This is a genomic window from Vibrio sp. J2-3(2022), from assembly GCF_021725735.1.
Lineage (GTDB): Bacteria > Pseudomonadota > Gammaproteobacteria > Enterobacterales > Vibrionaceae > Vibrio > Vibrio diabolicus.
The window spans coordinates 893863-913398 of sequence record NZ_JAKKCK010000001.1; the positions used below are offsets into that span (position 1 = coordinate 893863).

Sequence of the window (19536 nt, forward strand, 5' to 3'; positions counted from 1 at the left end):
TTTCTAATCTGACAGAAAGGGGTTGGAGTTATACATCTAACTCGTTTCTGTCCAGAGATGCGCCAGCGTTGATCACGGCAAACTCACCTTTGCCCCATTCGAAGCTAGAACTGTCCTGTTCCCCCGTTTCTATACGAGGTTATTTGACCCAATTTTTCTTATACCACAAAGTTTCTATGGGTTTGGTGGTGATTCACTTGTCTGCTACAGAACTGTTCCAGTTTTTCCAAAGCGTGAAACATACCCCTTTGCATCAAAAGTTACATGATGAGACCCGAAGTGAAAATGGACAGTATTCTTGGATTGAAATTGCTCTAAAATATACTGATTACCTCTTTCACTAGTTGCTGTCATAGATGTGTGAACATTATTCGGTGAATCTACACAGAAACGACTCATCTCTACATCTTGATTGTTTATAGTAACGACACTTTTTCCCAAATAGTCATCTTTACAAACTCTGAACCCATCAAGCTGGATAAAGTTGAAATACATTCTAAATTTTCCCGATGCAGATTGACCAGGCTCTGCTATGAATAGGTAGTCAGGGTCACCAGTTTGCTCTGATAACCAACCGATAGCTGATGATGCCTCGTTTTGGATAAAGTTACCTGTAGATACGTAATCGATGGTAATGGTTTTTGCAACAGCTAGAGATGGTGAGGTGCAGATAACGGCGAACAACTTCCATTTTTTCATTGGGTTACCTTAGGACTTTCAGTACGTGATATTGTCAAATTGTTAATTAAATCATCGAACTGGATGCTATTGCTGAGGAAGCAGTTCTTATCACACTCAAAGTGTTCATATATCCTCTCTTGACAGTCAAATGGGATGGTCTCACAACTGTTGTTGGTCATTCTATGTTTATTCCGAATGATGTTCTCAAGTTTGCTCACTCTCTGATTCACTCTTGGATTATGAATAAGTAAAACTATGGCTAACTCAACTTTAACTTTCAATACCTCAATTAATCCGTTAGATACTAATTTAGAGAGATCACCAAAACGTTTATGTCCAGTACAGAGCTAGCTGGCGTAACTACCTCAGATCTGCACCAAAGTTGCTTAGACCTTTTACTCACTCGCATCTGGTTCATGGGGTGTTGCCCGACTAGAAGTTATCCATTCTTCTGATACTGTTAGTCGTGAATCCCCGTGTTGTATCACGGGGTAAATTCAACGTAACTTCGTAGTATGCGGACTATAGCTTAAAGTGTCTTAGACTAGTTCATAAGCTAATTTAGCGATCGATTCTGTTCTTGTCTTAATCTGCTCTTCATTCCAATTGTCCAGGTCAAAATCATCGCTATTCACTTCATCAACAAACTCTTTAACTAAAATAAGCTCAGACTTACTGTAGTAGCTTAGCTTTTCTTTAGGATCTTTGTCAGCTATATCACCATTGATCTCAGCACATAGAGGCAATAGGTTACCCACCATTCCAATGTATTCGTGACCTAGCTTTTGAGGAGCAATATGCTCTAGTGTATACAAGTGTGCAGTTAACTCACCTGTTTGTCGTTTTTTGATTTGTAAATGACAAGTTCTGCACAAACTTGGAAATAAATTCACTTTCACTAGGAACACGATCTTGTAGTTTTTCATGTACCGACTTTAGAAGCTCATTAGCATCTCTTTTATTGTACAGTTTCTTAATTCGATTAAATTATCTAATTGCTGAAAAAGCAAATCCTGCCCCTCGAACTTCCCTATTGTTCTTAATGCTCTATTTTTTGACGCTACGTTACTTACGTTTGAATCTATGGCAGACTTCACTCGTGAAGAAGAGATCGATTTTGGCACAAATCAAAGATATTCCCTTCATATTAGAGGAGCCTTTAGTGCGAGGTTCAGCTCGTTATTCTAAATTTAAACCTTAGCAGGAACATGTTATTATGGATGGAACTGTTTACACGGCCCCCCTACCCTACCAGCGGTGTCAGTAAAGCCATCGTGAATCGATTCGCTTCGTGATAATTAGGACTAAAACTGAGCCTTACTGAGAAAACAAGTTTGATAATAGTTTTCTTCCACGTCGTGAATAGCTTTTTTGGCTCAGAAATATCGCCATTCGTTTTAGCTAGCTTAGCAACTCGTAATCACGTCGGTGTTATGTGCATGATAAAAATATCTATGTCCCGAATTAAGCTCTTAGCACGTTACTTTAGGTATAATATCTAGCCAGTTAGTCGTATATTGCGGAGTTAGTCATTTCTCTTCGCATGCCCCCATTTCTGTTCTATGCCTTGGAAACAAACAAAAAGCGTATCAGTGCGCTTGATTTTAGTATCAAAGTAGCTATTGAAGCAGCTCTTCCAGTTCTTTGCCCACTAGTATCACAAAAGATGTATAGATTGCTGTAAGACACTCTTCGTTTCCACATCTATCAATACGAACAAAACGTTTAGATGCAAGGTTGTCAATAGAAATCGAAAGTTCTTCGACACTGCGACCTGTTATCTCAGATAACTTCCTTACACTATTTGCTCTATCACTAGAAATCATATACAAAAGCTTAATACGTTCGTTAGTTAAAACCTGTGCCAGCTCCGTTAATGATGTAAACCACAAATGAGGAAAATTTTCGACATGGTTTAATTTTCCAGCTGAAACACCCAACATATACTTACGAACTAGTTCTTCATCGGCTATTCCAATTCGAGCTTTCATAGTCTGTCCATATCTATAAAATATAATACTTCCCTTTAATGGAAAAGGAAAACAGTGATAATAATCATAAATTACAGTCGATTTCTCAAACCTTATTATCTAAATCTAATTTCATTAAACCGCACTATCATTACTCACTACTTTGATGAAGGGCGATAATCTTCAGGACATCAGCAGTAATATTAATCGCTTTAGTGCCAGATGGTATATCCATCTTGTCTTGATATTGCACCCAAACCTCTCCGTCTTTAGATATGCGGATCATTGCGAATGTATCGTTAAGAAAGGACTTATTGACGCCAAGTTGTTCATGCATATCATCCTTCATAATCATCCCTATTACATGTTGGTAGCAGAATATGATGAATACTAATCCATGATGTTCAGTAAAACAATACTATTCATCCATTATGTTTAAAAATGGACACTTGAATATAATATGAAAAGCCAGATCTTTGATCTGGCAGATATCAATGAGGTTTTATTATAGACTGGAACACAAAGACTCTAACACCTTTCTTTCAGTGCTTAATTTTTTAACTCTATTACCAGTCTCAAAACTGTCTATTTTACTCATGTGTTTAACAAAACGATCAGCATTTGCTTTACTTGAAATTTTGAAGTTAGATAAATGATTGTAAGTCTTAATTTTATCAGTTAATTTTTTATCATAGAAAAGCATATTCTGAAAAAGAATATCAGGCATAACGTATGCGTCTAATACTTGTTTAATTCTGTACATTGACTGATACAGATCTTGTGCTTCTACAGCAGTCAAAAGACCATCTAAAGCAAGCTTTTCAACAATATCTGCAACATCATGGATTGGCTTTGATATCTTTGCCGCCTCTTTCTTAATTCCAGCTCTGTCAATATCGAAATAACCACGGCATTCATTCACTTTTGCTTCATGATATATTCTATAATAAGATTTGTGTTTAGCTATAAACTTGTCGTAAGCCCCTTTGGTAACATTATACTCCCCTGACTTTACACATTCAGTTACATCGTTTTCTAGAAACTCTTCAAATGTATACTTTGGAATGTCATCAATACGTTTTTTGGCAACAATGACAACCTTATTCTTAGGACAGCCATTTCTTACTTCTTCATCACATCTTTTAATATTTAGTCGAAGATAAAGAGTCATTCCTTTCCTATGTCGATACGGAGTGAAGTTCTTACCATCATCAAGTATATTATTTCTTTTCTTATCAATCGCGACATTCATTGCATCTGCATAATTAGCCATAACTTAAACCTTACAATTTATTCTTATCTTTTAATACAAGATACCAGTTAACTTTATATAAGTAAACAAACTGGAATTTACAAAAAATATAATTTTAACAGGTTGATTAGTAAACTTTATCTATTACGAATAAACTAATTTTAATTATTATTGACGGGTAAATTTAATAAAATATTTATTAACTATGACGAATCATTAATTTTTAATAATTAGTGAAGAATTAAAAAATAATGACTAGTGAATTATATATAGAAAGTGATATAATTACATTTAATGATAGCTATAAATATTAGGCTACTTATTTATACCTTAGTGATCCTGGCTAATGATACTTTCTAATAGTTTGTTCACCGAACTTCGTTGTGATTTATCATTCTTGTGTAAGATCTCAACATGAGCAGTAGCAATAAAAGTCTTATAGTCACTCTCAGAGATCTGTTTTGTGCTTAAATTTTCAAATACATTTTCCATTGTTTTTCGCTTAGTTATGCAGCTAAATGCTTTATCAAGAGTATCCAAAAATAGCGCTTCAATAACTGTTTCAAAACCCATTTCGACATCTTTAAGCATAGAAATCATCTCAACGACATACACGACATCAGAAGCGCCTTTTAATCTTTTACGTGCTCTCAGATTCCATTTCATGTCATCTATGAATTGTTCTACTTCTTTGCGATATCTAACATTCACAGAAAGCATCACAAGATAAGTCCTCATATCTTGATCTTGCTTACTTTCGTAAACTCTAAGCGCATTATCTGATTGTTCTTGAGCGTGCGCAGCCGCTCTTTCTAGTTCTTCTTCATAGTTACTCAGGTCCTTACAGGCGTCATGTAGAATACCGTTTCCAATAAGCTTTCCGAGTGTATATTTTCGATTTCCACCTAACTGGGAGGCAGACATTCGAACTCCGTCGAGATTAAATACGATACCCACCGCAACCCCCTTCTTTGTTTGTAGCTCAACTTTGAGGCTTGAATGTGTTGATTCAACAGCAGTGACAAACTCTGCAAGATTAGAGCGTGGCTTTAACTTATTGATACCAGTTTTTACCAGACGAGCTATTTGAGCCTTTTTGTTAAATATTTTAGCGTCATTAATATCAGCATAGGAATCGTAACCAATCTTATTACTACTTACTAATTGTCGCAGACCAAACTCTATCTCTAGCTCCCTCATTACTTCTTGTGCTCGTATCTTGCTATAAGAGTCTTTGATGCGTTTTCTTGTTACTATATCGATAGTTGATGTGACTACATGTATATGTTGTTCATCGGTATCATTATGTTTAAAAGCAATATATCGGCAATTTGCGTAACCCAAATGATTCATCAACTTTTTAGCTGTTTTGCACCATTGGAAATTAGTTAAACTCTCATTAGTATCTAAGCTTACAATCATGTGCTTAAATTGCTGTTTGGCGGTTGGATTAAGCCTTATAGACTCCTGCATCTCCCTTATCGCAAGCGCCATATCTAACATCTCCCCTGGTGCGTTTTTAGCATTTACAGGGATATGTATAATATTATTTGCATAAATAAATTCTGTTACTGCATCAGCGCTTTTAGTCGCTCCTGCACCATAATTTACTAAATATTTAGCCACTCGTTCATCGTCACCAGCAACATACTTTATGAGAGCATCTGCGGTTAGCTTAGTATGCTTACCGCCTTTTTGTGCAGGTTCCTTATAGATCATGACTTGAGCCTCTTAATTCTTTCAGTGCCTGAACAAGCTTGTCTTCACTTAAATGCTGTTTTGCTATTTCATAAGCCGCTTCTTGAGTAAAGCTATTCACTAGCAAGTGACGAGTGGCCTGAAACTCTCTTAATAGTCCCGCTAGTACTACAAGAGTACTTTCTATTTCTTCTCTTGTGAGAGCTTTACTATTCTCAATATCGGTGGCAATTGTTTTAATTTGATCACTGAGTTCTGAAGTTTCTGAGAAGAACTCTTTAGATGCCTCTAGAATGATAGGTTTGACTTTTACAGCATTATTGATGATGTCACGAGTAAATGCTGAAAGCTTTGAATAACCAGCCACACATTGCTTTTTAACTAGCTCTTGATATTCTTTTTCAGTGAGATTTGTCTTTACTGATTTAATCTGTAAATCAGCAGGTTCTTTACGAGCTTTGTATTTCTCTTTTTTTACTGTCTTAATGGCAGTTTCAATAGCTCTAAAATCTTTTGCACCTACATTTCTTAGAATGTCTAACACATCGTTGTTCATAATTATTACCTTTTATTGTATCTATACTCACCTCTCAAATAATTAGATATAGCTATTAAGATCTAAGACTAACAGCATATGATAAACTAGCGCTAACACCGAAGGGGGTTAGTGCAACCAACCAGAATGGGCGGAGTATTTGTCGGAGATTTTATTTGGGACAAATAAACGCGCAGACACAGCTTGCTTCAAAACTAGATAATTATATTATTAATTTAAATGATAAAATTTTCAATATTTATTTTTACACAAACAAAAGCACAGTTCACATTTAAAATAAACTTATAGAAAATACAATCAATAAATAACCTCATAAAATTCAACATTATAAAATAGTATCTTAATTAAATTTTTTTATTTTCTTATCATGTAAGTAGATTTAATAGATAATTACTTAAATATTAAGTAATCTTAGTGTAATTTATTTTTGTTGCGTAAGTAGTATGACATCAAGACTAATTAAAAATAAAATAGACTTTACTTACTAAAAATGAATATCTCATTAAGAATTTAATAGGTATAGCTCTATTCTTAATTGTAATATAATTAATAGTAATATTTATGTTTACTATAAATTTTATACCCAAATTATGCATATATATCTAAGATTTGTATACTTGAAGTTATCTTTAGAGCGAAATCGAACGTCCTATGTAGAACTCTAACTTAACTCAACACCTTCCGTTCAAGGCGTTGAGGAGTGCTCATCTATCCCAAACGTTAAGTGAGATTTCTGCTCTAGCAGTTATAAATCTATATAAAATTAGAGCAGAAGAAATACTGCTCATTTATTATGAGTAAAACAATGATACGGCTGGTTCAATCGTATAACAGTCTTGTATCTTGTACATATTCGAATGTTCCTACGATCCTGGTACAGTGGGTAGGTTAAATCTAAGTAATCCCTTACCTTCTGATTTACCAGATTTTTCTTCTATTCCAACTAAACCATTTTTTGAATAAGATTCAATGATATGGTCTATGTCACGGTTACTATCATCATATCCACACTTTATCGAAAAGTTGTTTAAAGAACCTATAATTATTTCCATTCTCTCCTTTGTGAAATATACTGTTATACGATTATCTTTCAAAAACTGATTGAATAAAACTCTATCCTTTTCTTTCGAAAAATCAATATCAAGGTTAGACAATTTTCCTGTAATACGTGATTTACTAGCTTTAATTTCATTTTCAATTTTTTCTCTTTCCATTCTTTTAATTTTATATTGATTCTCCCATTCTTCATCATCAGAATATTGTGTCATATAATCACGTATCTTTGACATGCTCTTATCGATCGTATTAATTTTCTCCTCTAAGTGAGAAATGTCTACACTTTGGTCAATGTCAAATTTTAAAGACTTAAGAACATTATAAATTTTATTTTGAGCCAAGTAATAATTTATATTTTCAGAGTCGCATTTAGTACTTTTTCTTTTTCTGTTACACTTTAAATACATACCTTTAGTTGGATTCTTAACTTTCCTACTAGAGAATGCCATTATATAACCACATTTAGCTAAACTACCACAACCGTTCTCATTTTCCTTCCGTATTAAGCAACCACATTTACCAACACCAACAAACACATTACGGAAAATTTCACCAACTCCACCTGTATTTTCCCGAGTTCTTTTTTGAACTGCATAGAATGTTCTATCATCAATAATTCTAGGATAGTAATCCTTACCATCTAACTTTCCAATTACATTCGTATTTCTGATGTATGCATTAATAGATGATTCACTAAGAGGACTATTTTTTGTTGTTTTTATTAGATTTCCATTTTCATCAAAACTGTATCTGTAGATATCCAAGTCACCGAGACTCTTAATAATTTTTTGAGGCCCGTAATTGAAGTTAAGTTTTAAATCAAATATTTTCCTAATAATTTCCGCATTCTCTTCAATTATTGTATAAGATTTTAAATCTGAGTTTCTAGCTAACCAGAAAGGTGGTTTCGCTATAGATTTCCTTCCTGAATCTTCAAGCAATTTTCTACTGGCTTTTATTCTTGAACTTTTTTGACTAGATTCTTGATATGCTAAGTACATTCCAATTTCAAGTAGTATTCTTCCTGTTACACTAGATACAGATTCCATATTTTCTTCAAAAACAAGATTCCATTTCGTGATAGCAATTTTAACACCAGCATCGATAATCCGTTGAAATTGACTTCTGACAAAGTCAACATTAGCTCGACTAAATCTATCTATTAGCTCTATAACAATAAGGTCGCCTTTCTCGATCTTTCCATTTTCAATATCATTAATCAAAGCCCCCAGTTCACCTCTTTTAAAGTTCGCGGCTGTGTAAGCGCTCTTACCACGATCTTCATAAATTAATCCCTTTGAGTATGCCGATTTCCCTTCACTTAAAAGGCGCTTGTTGTAATCAGAAATCCAATGCTCACAAGCCTGTTCCTGCCTTTGTATACCCTGTCCTTCCTCAGCCTGAATTTGCTTACTAACACGTTGATATAGATGATACTTATTCACTTTTTCTTACACATTCCTAGGAGTTATAAAATGTAGTATAACATTTAGTTGTCATTTGCCAACTGTGGCTTGCCTTATCACATCGGCGGCGATATCCAAGAACGCAGTAAGTTACTACTACAAACGCCAGAAAGCTTTTTAGCACGCTTTAACGTTGATGTTCGCGTGATGAATGAAGTGGTTTCTATAAACCGACAGGACAAGACCGTTACGATCAAAAACCTGTTGGATGAGTCTGAATACGTAGAATCGTACGATTTTCTACTGCTTAGCCCAGGTGCCGGCCCTATTGTTCCGCCAATTCCAGGTCTCGATAACCCGCTCACCCACTCGCTACGTAACATTCCAGATATGGATCGCATCATCGAAACGATCCAAATGAACAAGCCAGAGCATGCGACGGTTGTTGGCGGCGGTTTCATCGGTTTAGAAATGATGGAAGCCTTCCACCAACTTGGCATTAAAACCTCTCTGATCGAAATGGCAGACCAAGTCATGACGCCAGTAGACCGTGAAATGGCAGGCTTTGCTCATGAAGAAATTCGTGACAAAGGTATCGACCTAAAACTTGGCGTCGCGCTTGAATCTGTGAAATTCGTACCTAACGAGCACGTTGCAAGTTTCGACTCTGGTGAGAGTGAGAAACACCAACACCTAGAAGGTGAATTGGAGTTAACACTGAACAACGGTGAAAAACTCACTACCGATATTCTGATCATGGCAATCGGTGTACGTCCTGAGACAAAACTGGCGCAAGAAGCCGGCCTTCAAATTGGCGCGCTAGGCGGTATTTACACGAACGAATACATGCAAACCAGCGACCCATCTATCTACGCTGTCGGCGACGCGATAGAAGAGAAAGACTTCGTGACAGGCGAGCAAACTCTAGTGCCACTTGCAGGCCCGGCAAACCGTCAAGGTCGTATGGCAGCAGACAATATGCTTGGCCGCAAAGAAACCTACCAAGGCACACAAGGGACAGCGATTTGTAAGATCTTTGACCTTGCAGTGGCTTCTACCGGTAAAAACGAGAAGCAACTAAAACGCGCTGGTATCGAATACGACAAAGTGTACGTGCATACCGCAAGCCACGCGAGTTACTACCCTGGCGCTGAAGTGGTGTCGTTCAAAATGTTGTTCGATCCAAAATCAGGCAAGATTTTAGGTGCTCAAGCAGTTGGTAAAGACGGTATCGACAAACGCATCGACGTTATGGCTGTTGCACAACGTGCTGGCATGACGGTTGAACAACTGCAGCATCTTGAACTGACTTACGCGCCACCTTACGGCAGTGCAAAAGATGTGATCAACCAAGCGGCATTTGTGGCAAATAACATCATCAAAGGTGATGCAACGGCGATTCATTACGATGAAATCGACAACCTGACTGAAGATCAAATTCTCCTCGACGTCCGTAACCCGGGTGAATTGGAGTCTGTTGGTTATCTTGAAGGGGCAATCAACATTCCGGTTGATCAACTGCGCCATCGTATGGGTGAACTACCAAAAGACAAAGAGATTGTGATTTACTGTCAAGTAGGCTTACGCGGTAACGTGGCATACCGTCAACTGGTCAACAATGGTTACAAAGCTCGTAACTTGATTGGTGGATACAGAACACTCAAATTCTCGCGCTTATAACGGGATAATAAAAACAGAGAAAACCGAGGGATTGGTTTTCTCTTTTGTTTATTTACATGGACTCAAATCTAACTCATTAACCTTCTATCGCCAAACGGACTGCTGCTTGAGCATGGATAGAAGTGGTATCAAGTAGCGTAACATCGGTGCGACTTTGGTTTACAAGTAAGGCAATTTCAGTGCACCCGAGAATCACAGCTTCAGCTCCCTGCTCTTTTAGTTTTTCAATGATTTGCAGGTATATCGTTCTCGATTCCTCTTTGATTTCACCTTTGCATAACTCTTTATAAATAATGTTATGCACTATAGAGCGATCGTCTTGAGCGGGAATTATGACATCCAGCCCATAGAGGTCGGAAAGCCGTCCTTTGTAAAAGTCTTGCTCCATTGTGAATTGAGTACCAAGGAGTCCGACCTTTTGAACCCCTTTCTCACGAAGTAACTCAGCAGTCGCGTCTGCGATATGTAGTATGGGGATATTAATACTAGCTTCAATTTGAGGAGCAACTTTGTGCATTGTGTTCGTACAAATAAGAATAAAATCAGCGCCCCCTTTTTCTATTGAAGATGCAGCATCAGATAGAATACTTGCCGTTTCTTCCCATTTACCTTGGTGTTGAAGTTTCTCTATCTCTGAAAAATTCACGCTATACATACAAATTTTTGCGGAATTTAGGCCGCCTAACGTCTCTTTGACTCCTTTGTTGATCAATTTGTAATAACTAAGCGTCGACTCCCAGCTCATGCCGCCTAGAAGACCGATAGTTTTCATATAACTCTCCAATCGTTATACACCACCGTGGGAGGGGTGCTTTTACAAACAAAGTCAACCACGTGGATAGACAGCCTTCTAGCTTTGTCACTAGTGAAAACTGGATAAACCTGCAATCAGAAAAAACGAGAACCAAAAAGGACGACTACGCGATTCTCATATCTCCTCGCAACATTGTTACCGCACTTCCAGAAAGCTTAACGCATTCCGGACTCAATAATTCTGTATAAACAACTCCACTTCTCTTGGATGCTTGGAAGCCTTTTAATTGCGCTTTACCGAGCTCTTTAGCCCAGTAAACACATAAAGCGCAATGAGCAGAACCTGTCACTGGATCCTCATCAACACCCACCCAAGGGGCAAAATAGCGAGAGACAAAATCAGCGTCAGTGCTTGATTGAGCAGTGATAACAACTCCACGACCTTTTTGTTTAAGTAACGCACTAAAATCAGGTTCGAGTTGCTCTATCAAAGACTCATCATTGATGACGATCAACTGCTTATTATCAAACTGACCATAAGCGATTACATCAGCCACATCGAGCCCTAAGCCGTGAAGCAAGTCTGTGTTAATACTTGCTCGCATATCTAAAATAGGAGCAGGAAACACCAAATGAATGTCGTCATGATCAAGTTGTGCAGTTAAAACGCCGGATAGCGTAGCAAACTCAATGGTATCACCAGTATTATATAACCCTTGCTCTCTCAGCACGTGCGCCGTGGCCAATGTGCCATGTCCACACAAAGCGACTTCCGTTTCAGGTGTAAACCAACGAAGTTGCATTGTATTTAATGACAGAAACGCGGTTTCAGATAGTGACATCTCTGCCGCTATGGCCAACATCACTTCCTCATCAAGGCTTGATTCAGTGATACACACACCTGCAGGATTGCCTTTGAACACATCTGATGTAAACGAGTCGACCTGAAAAATTTTAACTTCCACAAAATATCCTTAAGTTCTATCAACCACTGTAGAACCATTAGCAGCACTTAGTGCATTTGTACCACGTAATGTATTGCACCAGTTATTTGAGCAGTAAACCTTTCTTAACTAAGAAGAAACCACTTCTTCTCCTGATGGGATTTATTGGTATTTTGCCGAAGTAATGAACTCACCGAATGTTTCACACCAAACAACAACAGTATTGTATTCAGAAATGGAAATGCCTTGAGGAACCTCAACAACGAAGTTATTGAACGTTTTGACATCACCAACCAAGCTCATCTCAGATTTAAGGTCATTAAACGCTTGTTCAGTCTCGACAAATTTAGGAGATAAATAGAGTTTATAGTCAGGCCCGGGAGCGAGTTTTCCTACCAGCGTAATAGCTTGGGAACTCAAATGAATTTCACCTTCTCCCCAATGAAAAGCGTCGCTATCTTTGAGGTCCCTCGTGACAACTGCACTGTATTCTGCACCTTGCATGCGCTCAGAAACTTGCTCATCGGTCGGCGCAGGCGGTGCAATAAGAATCGGTAAAGTATAGATACCTATCGCAATACCAATCGCAACAGCCACTAAGTGGCTTAACGTTAATTTAATTATACTTTTCAAGGTCATCTATCTTCTTGTTAGTTTCATCAGCTTAGATTTCGGATCAAATACAGACATCCATCAGGTTATACGTCTAATAGCCTAATTTCATTAATATTATACACAAGCTGGACCAATGCGCCTTAATTGCTGCCTTTTAGAGTGCTATCCAATAACCCCGTTATTAACGAAAATAACTATTTTAATTCAGCCCCCTACACGCCTTCGACGAAATGATCTAAATGCAAAGTGAGCAATTAAAAACGGCTGATAATTGATATCAGCCGTTTGCTTATCGGGAATGTCGTTGTGCTGGTTTGGGAACTATTCTGCTTCCACCAAAGCGATCTTATCGGATGTCGATTTTTCCAATTTGATCGCAATAAACTTAGAGGTTGGCGTAAACGTTCTATCCCCATAACTATCTAAAGGAACCAATGGGTTCGTTTCTGGATAGTAAGCCGCCGCCTGACCTGCTGGTACGTCATAGGCAACAAGCGTAAATCCGCTCACGCGACGCTCAACGCCATCTTCCCACAATGACACCATGTCCACTTTATCGCCCGGTTCAAATCCGAGTTTACGAATATCCGCGTCATTGATGAACAGCACTTCGCGCATGCCAAATACACCACGATAACGATCATTTAAGCCGTAAAGTGTCGTATTGTATTGGTCGTGTGAGCGCATGGTTTGCAAAATCAAATCTGGCTTTTGGCCTTTTTCGAGTATCGCTTCGCTGATCAACTGCTTCGGCAACTCGCTAGAGCTGAACTGTGCTTTGCCGCTTGGTGTATTCCATCGACGCTCGGCAGCTGGGTTTACCAAGTGGAATCCACCTGGGTGTTTAAGCTTATGGTTAAAGTCGGTAAAGCCCGGAATCGTGTCGGCAATCAAATCGCGAATACGGTCGTAATCTTCAATTGCCCACAACCAATCAATTGGTTTTGCCCCGAGTGTCGCATTGGCAATACCAGCAATAATCGCTGGTTCTGAACGCAAATGCTCCGAACGCGGTTTTAGCTGACCAAATGAGATATGCACCATGCTGAAAGTATCTTCAACCGTCACACCTTGTGGGCCAGTCGCTTGCTGATCAATCTCAGTACGACCTAAGCATGGAAGAATAAGCGCATCCTTCCCTGTGACAAGGTGAGAACGATTTAACTTCGTCGAAATGTGTACGGTTAAATTACAGTTTCTCATCGCGTTGTGCGTACGTTCTGTATCTGGCGTTGCTTGTGCAAAGTTACCGCCCAAACCGATAAATACTTTCGCTTGCCCTTCTTCCATCGCTTTAATGGCTTGCACAGTGTTGTGGCCTTCACCACGCGGGACGGCAAAGTTAAATCGACTTTCAATGCGATCCAATAACAGATCTGAAGGTTTTTCATCAATGCCCATCGTACGGTCGCCCTGAACGTTACTGTGACCACGCACTGGTGAAAGACCCGCGCCCGGCTTACCAACGTTACCTCGTAACATTTGCACGTTTGCGACTTCTTTAATGGTTGGTACAGAGTGACGATGCTGAGTCAACCCCATCGCCCAACACATGATCACACCTTCTGCACGTCGATACATGCTCGCCACCATCTCGATTTCACTTAAATCAAGACCCGATTGTTCCGCGATGTGTTCCCAAGAGGTTGCGTCCACTTCAGCCAAATACTCATCAATACCTATCGTGTGTTGCTTGATGAACTCACGGTCAAATACCGCTTTGCCACCGTTTTGCAATGCCTCGCGTTCCCATTGCAACAAGAATTTCGCGATGCCACGAAACACTGCCATGTCTCCGCCCAAAGCAGGACGCAGGTACGCCGTGTTTGTAGGCTCTGAGCCATTACTCAACATCTCAATCGGCATTTGTGGGTTTTGGAAACGCTCTAATCCGCGCTCTTTCAGTGGGTTTAGACAGATAACCTGTGCACCACGTTTTACCGCTTCGCGCAGAGGTTCAAGCATTCGTGGGTGGTTCGTGCCCGGGTTTTGACCAATCACGAAAATCGCATCAGCTTCTTCAAAATCATCAAAGATCACTGTGCCTTTACCAACACCAATGGTGTCTTTCATCCCGATTGCACTGGCTTCGTGACACATGTTGGAACAATCTGGGAAGTTGTTGGTACCGAATGCGCGGACAAATAGCTGATATAAAAACGCCGCTTCGTTGCTTGCACGACCAGAGGTATAAAACTCCGCTTGGTGCGGTGAATCCAATTGATTGAGATGTTTAGCCACAAGAGAAAAAGCCTCATCCCAAGAGACAGGTACATAGTGGTCGGACTCGGCATCGTATCGCATTGGGTGCGTGATACGGCCTTGGTATTCCAACCAGTAATCGGTTTGCGTTGAGAGAGAAGAAACGCTGTGATTGGCAAAAAACTCAGGATCAACCAGACGATTGGTCGCCTCCCAGTTTACCGCTTTCGCGCCATTCTCACAGAAATTGACTTTACCACTATCTGGCGACTCACCCCATGCACATCCCGGGCAGTCGAAACCGCCATTTTGGTTGGTTTTGAGCATAGTGCGAATGTTTTTAACTGCATTTTCACTGCCCCACCAACTTCTGGTTACGGCTTTCAGTGCACCCCAACCACCAGCTGGACCTTTGTATGCTTTTATTTGTTCTTTTTGGCTCACGACTTTACTCCTCGCAGATATACCAGCAAGCAGGGTGCCCGTGAAAACAAGCGCGTTATTTATTGAGATAATGCGGAAGTATTGAAGGGCTTAGTTTCTAATCCATGTATTTTTTAATCCAAATAAGTAACCACTCAACATGCTCTCGCTTGTCCGAGCGTTTACTTATCTAGATTCTTGATATCGGATACCCGCCTACTGTGTCTAAGACTGTTAGATTCAATTTGCATTGTTGCGTCTTGATCTAAATCAAAGATTAAGTCGTTATTCAATATGCGTCCAATTGATAATCCTGACCGAGTGATAAACAAAATCTATGACGAATTTTTCCACTGACGGTCATCACATTTTTAATCAATACAATTTATGAGGTTAATCGTTTTCCCATTCTATTCCACCTAGTTCGCTTAACGAACTCAATAAAATCGGCACTCTTGATAATAGATAATATCTATCACACTATAGATACTTTAAATTTGACCCTAATTAATATCAGGAATAGCCTTGATTCAGATCAATTTTAAGCGTGGTTTTATTCTTGACTTGGTTTTGGTTTCCCATTCCCCAGTTAAAACGCTCCAGCGCTTAAAAAGTACGGTAGTGCTGTGCCCTTTTTAGGGAGTTCCCCCGTACATGTGACTCACAACGCAAGGTGAACAAGCCATTATGGATATCAAACAACTTAAATATCTCATCGCACTTGAACAGACCAAACACTTTGGTCAAGCCGCCGCATTGTGCCACATTACGCAGCCTACCTTGTCCATGAGAATCCGAAGCTTAGAGGAAGAACTCGATCTCGAATTAATCCAAAGAAGTCAACGATTTGAAGGATTTACTGAAGCCGGAGAACGCATTTTAGCTTGGGCAAAAACCGTCTTAGCCGCTCATGATGGATTGCAAGCCGAAGCCGCCAACTGCCGTGGTCAGTTGGTCGGTTCACTTCGGCTTGGAATGGTGCCACTCGCCAGCCAAAACCCTATGCAATTGCTCAAACCATTAGCTCAACAGTTCCCTGAGTTACGCTTTCAAATACTCTCCATGACGACCGAACAGATCATAGACCAACTCAATCGCAATCAACTTGATTTGGGGATGTGTTATGTCGATCAAGTTAACACCGCTTACTTCGATGTTATCGAGCTAGATTCGACCAAACTTGGCGTTTTATTCGATGAGCGTCATTTTGAATTTGCCGAATCTGAAGTGTTGTGGGAGTCACTCAATAACATTCCGCTAGGGCTGCTTTCGAAGGGCATGCACTATCGCCACTCAATTGATCTTAGCTTTGTGAGTAAAGGGCTGGTTCCGCAAACCGTCATTGAAAGTAACTCCACCTTTCACTTGATCCAAGCAGTAACCAGTGGCCTTTGTTGCGCCATTATGCCGCTGAATTGTGGATTGGAAGAGTTGAACGATACGCTTCGCATTATCCCTATCGAAGAAGCCGCCGTTCACGCCCCGCTAGGTTTGTTAAAGAGAAAACAAGAACCCTTCTCCGCGCTAACCGATCAGTGCTTTACAGAAGCAAAAAACATATTCAATCGATAACAAGAATACACACGTCAATTTTTGGCATAGACAACGGCTTATGAGGTGATTTCATGAGATGTACTACTCAGTCTTATTTTGAACTGTCCGATTTCAATCAAGCACCACCTCAACCAAGTGCGTTCAATTATCGAGAATTGATTGATGGCCGCCCAGTGCAACAAATGTCGCTGGCGAGTGAGTCAGCTTTAGCTATCAGCTACAACGGCATTAGCCAAGCGGTCATGATGGTGACGCCAGGCCATCTGGAAGACTTCGTGAAAGGGTTTAGCTTAAGCACAGGCATCGTCCACGACTTCAAAGAGATCAAAGACATTGAAATTGGTGGCGATCACGAATCTCACTATGCGGAAGTGGAAATCAGCAACCGCGCTTTCTGGGCGTTAAAAACACAACGCCGGAATCTTGCAGGCACAACCGGATGCGGCATTTGTGGCGTCGAGGCTCTTGAACAAGCTTTGCCTGATTTGGTGCCACTGACACCTTCTCTTCCTCCGCGCTCCGATGTATTCGAAGGGCTGCGAGACAAAGTCGCACAGCATCAAGAAGCCGCACGTGAATCTGGCGCGTTACACGCCGCTTTATTTGCCGATTTACAAGGCAGCATCAAGTTGTGCCGAGAGGACATCGGCCGCCACAACGCGCTAGATAAGTTGATTGGCGCATTGGCCAACAATCACATCGAGCCTCAAAGTGGCTTCGCAATCATGACCAGCCGTTGCAGCTTGGAGTTGATCCACAAAGCCGTTCGCGCGCGTATCCACACTCTGGTTTGCTTATCTGCACCTACAGCGTTAACCGTCGAGTGGGCAAGAAGAAACCATTTGAACCTAATTCACTTGCCAAAACACGGCTCGCCGCGTCTATACAGCCCTGCGCCTTAACACGTCAACCTAGCCGAATTCCTAATATTTCTAACAGAGACCTCTGGGTCTCTGTTGTTTGCTTCTCGTTCCCAATTGATACTGAGCGACAAGACACAATTCTCTCCAACCAAACGTGCTCCCCCCTTGTCAGCACTAAACTTACGCATATTAATCCGCTTGCATTTGAACGCTTTCCAATCCGATAAGAACCCAGTCAAAAACCCATAAATTAGTAAGGATTTTGTGTGACTCTTTTCACGCTTTTCCGCCTTCCTAGGCATTTCTAGGAATTTTTCCTAGCCGATCTAGGCAACCATCTCATGTGCCTCACAAAACCACTCTCTAGAATTCCGCTCAGTCAAAGGTAACAAGAGAGCATAACGGTCTCCGTTGTGTTTCTAAAACAATTACAAGAGAGTTCATCATGTTAAAATTCCTCGAACAGGTGCGGAAGCCGACCCTCGATCTTCCTGTCGAAGTTAGAAGAAAGATGTGGTTTAAACCGTTCATCCAATCTTACTTGGTCGTATTCATCGGCTACCTAACCATGTACTTGATTCGTAAGAACTTCAATGTCGCGCAAAACGACATGATCTCAACTTACGGTTTGAGCATGACAGACCTAGGTCTTATTGGCCTTGGCTTCTCCATCACATACGGCATCGGTAAAACCGTTGTGTCTTACTACGCTGACGGTAAGAACACCAAGCAATTCCTCCCTTTTATGCTGATCCTTTCTGGTCTTGCAATGCTTGGTTTCAGCTTCAGCATGGGCGGCGGTAGTGCAAGCCTGTTCTTGATGGTGGCTTTCTACGCTCTAAGTGGTTTCTTCCAAAGTACTGGTGGCCCTTCTAGTTACTCAACCATTACAAAATGGACACCTCGTAACAAACGCGGCTCTTACCTAGGTTTGTGGAACATGTCACACAACGTTGGTGGCGCGGGCGCAGCGGGTGTTGCTCTTTTCGGTGCTAACTACCTATTCGACGGCCACGTAATCGGCATGTTCGTTTTCCCTTCTATCATCGCGATCATCGTTGGTTTTATCGGTATGCGCTTTGGTAGCGACTCACCAGAAGCTTACGGTCTAGGTAAAGTAGAAGAACTTTTCGATGAAGCAGTGAGTGAAGAAGACACCGCCGCTGAAGAAAACCAGATGACCAAGAAAGAAATCTTTGTTGAATACGTTCTTAAAAACAAAGTTATCTGGCTACTTTGCTTTGCCAACATCTTCCTTTACATCGTTCGCATCGGTATCGACCAATGGTCAACGGTATACGCGTACCAAGAGCTTGGTCTGTCAAAAGAAACGGCAATCTCTGGCTTTACTCTGTTCGAAGTTGGTGCGCTTGTGGGTACTTTGATGTGGGGTTACTTATCTGACTTAGCAAACGGTCGCCGCGCATTGGTTGCTTGTGTGTCTCTTGGTTTGATCATCGTATCGCTTGAGTTCTACCAGCACGCTACTAGCGAGTTCATGTACTTGGCCTCTCTATTTGTATTGGGCTTCTTGGTGTTTGGTCCGCAACTTCTTATCGGTGTTGCCGCGGTTGGTTTTGTCCCTAAAAAAGCAATCAGTGTGGCTGACGGCGTAAAAGGTACTTTCGCTTACCTAATCGGCGATAGCTTTGCAAAACTAGGCTTGGGTATGATTGCAGACGGTACACCTATCTTCGGCTTAACAGGTTGGAAAGGTACCTTCGCAGCCCTAGATACCTCCGCCATGATTTGTATTGTTTTGCTTGCTTTCGTCGCTATCGCGGAAGAGAAGAAGATTCGACACGCGAAGAAGCTTCAACTTGCACAAAATCAAGCCTAGCTTCTCTGCGCGCTTTACTTCGGTAAAGCGCGCAAGATCATTA

15 protein-coding genes and 1 pseudogene are annotated in these 19536 nt (G+C 40.5%); 4 read left to right on the forward strand and 12 right to left on the reverse strand.

All coding sequences use genetic code 11. The features are described 5' to 3' along the window. Positions 1-204: 204 nt before the first annotated feature. From L3V27_RS03855 to L3V27_RS03890, 8 genes are all read right to left on the reverse strand, one after another. Positions 205-699, reverse strand: coding sequence for a hypothetical protein (locus L3V27_RS03855; RefSeq protein WP_180208757.1), 495 nt, complete (start codon positions 697-699; stop codon positions 205-207). A 521-nt stretch (positions 700-1220) separates the two neighbouring features. Then, positions 1221-1607 carry an HNH endonuclease family protein gene (locus L3V27_RS03860; RefSeq protein ID WP_193280018.1) on the reverse strand — a complete coding sequence of 129 codons (387 nt, stop codon included), beginning with the start codon at positions 1605-1607 and terminating at the stop codon, positions 1221-1223. Between the two features lie 693 nt (positions 1608-2300). Continuing rightward, positions 2301-2672: a transcriptional regulator gene (locus L3V27_RS03865; RefSeq protein WP_180208755.1), complete on the reverse strand. Its 372-nt coding sequence runs from the start codon at positions 2670-2672 to the stop codon at positions 2301-2303. 130 nt (positions 2673-2802) lie between these two features. Beyond that, complete coding sequence (locus L3V27_RS03870; RefSeq protein ID WP_005444613.1) at positions 2803-3000, reverse strand: hypothetical protein; 198 nt, start codon at positions 2998-3000, stop codon at positions 2803-2805. Between the two features lie 156 nt (positions 3001-3156). Then, positions 3157-3924, reverse strand: coding sequence for a hypothetical protein (locus L3V27_RS03875; RefSeq protein ID WP_025794814.1), 768 nt, complete (start codon positions 3922-3924; stop codon positions 3157-3159). A gap of 309 nt (positions 3925-4233) precedes the next feature. Further along, on the reverse strand, positions 4234-5622 hold the full coding sequence (locus L3V27_RS03880; RefSeq protein WP_180208754.1) for a relaxase/mobilization nuclease domain-containing protein: 1389 nt from the start codon (positions 5620-5622) through the stop codon (positions 4234-4236). After that, positions 5612-6157, reverse strand: a complete 546-nt coding sequence (locus tag L3V27_RS03885; RefSeq protein WP_116921287.1) for a chromosome partitioning protein ParA — start codon at positions 6155-6157, stop codon at positions 5612-5614. The genes L3V27_RS03880 and L3V27_RS03885 overlap by 11 nt, the downstream gene beginning before the upstream one ends. Before the next feature lie 863 nt (positions 6158-7020). Further along, positions 7021-8658 (reverse strand): recombinase family protein, encoded by a 1638-nt coding sequence (locus tag L3V27_RS03890; RefSeq protein WP_193280022.1) that lies wholly within the window; start codon positions 8656-8658, stop codon positions 7021-7023. A gap of 48 nt (positions 8659-8706) precedes the next feature. On the opposite strand from L3V27_RS03890, the pseudogene L3V27_RS03895 reads away from it, so the two are divergent. After that, a pseudogene (locus tag L3V27_RS03895) lies at positions 8707-10299 on the forward strand (FAD-dependent oxidoreductase); the annotation flags it as partial. A gap of 76 nt (positions 10300-10375) precedes the next feature. Here the strand turns inward: L3V27_RS03895 and L3V27_RS03900 are convergent. The 4 genes from L3V27_RS03900 to L3V27_RS03915 form a co-directional block, all read right to left on the reverse strand. After that, positions 10376-11071 (reverse strand): aspartate/glutamate racemase family protein, encoded by a 696-nt coding sequence (locus L3V27_RS03900; RefSeq protein WP_237311053.1) that lies wholly within the window; start codon positions 11069-11071, stop codon positions 10376-10378. A gap of 145 nt (positions 11072-11216) precedes the next feature. Then, positions 11217-12017, reverse strand: coding sequence for a PhzF family phenazine biosynthesis protein (locus tag L3V27_RS03905; protein WP_237311055.1), 801 nt, complete (start codon positions 12015-12017; stop codon positions 11217-11219). A gap of 141 nt (positions 12018-12158) precedes the next feature. Next, positions 12159-12635: a DM13 domain-containing protein gene (locus tag L3V27_RS03910; RefSeq protein WP_046875407.1), complete on the reverse strand. Its 477-nt coding sequence runs from the start codon at positions 12633-12635 to the stop codon at positions 12159-12161. A gap of 297 nt (positions 12636-12932) precedes the next feature. Next, positions 12933-15257 carry an FdhF/YdeP family oxidoreductase gene (locus tag L3V27_RS03915; RefSeq protein WP_237311057.1) on the reverse strand — a complete coding sequence of 775 codons (2325 nt, stop codon included), beginning with the start codon at positions 15255-15257 and terminating at the stop codon, positions 12933-12935. A gap of 666 nt (positions 15258-15923) precedes the next feature. Between L3V27_RS03915 and L3V27_RS03920 the strand changes: the two genes are divergently transcribed. From L3V27_RS03920 to uhpT, 3 genes are all read left to right on the forward strand, one after another. Beyond that, the gene (locus L3V27_RS03920) at positions 15924-16808 is read left to right on the forward strand and encodes a LysR family transcriptional regulator (protein ID WP_237311058.1); all 885 of its coding nucleotides are present in this window, start codon (positions 15924-15926) and stop codon (positions 16806-16808) included. Between the two features lie 53 nt (positions 16809-16861). Next, complete coding sequence (gene fdhD, locus L3V27_RS03925) at positions 16862-17692, forward strand: formate dehydrogenase accessory sulfurtransferase FdhD (protein WP_237311059.1); 831 nt, start codon at positions 16862-16864, stop codon at positions 17690-17692. A 406-nt stretch (positions 17693-18098) separates the two neighbouring features. Then, entirely contained in the window at positions 18099-19493 is a 1395-nt protein-coding gene (gene uhpT / locus L3V27_RS03930; RefSeq protein WP_021707729.1) for a hexose-6-phosphate:phosphate antiporter, read from the forward strand. Positions 19494-19536 lie beyond the last annotated feature (43 nt).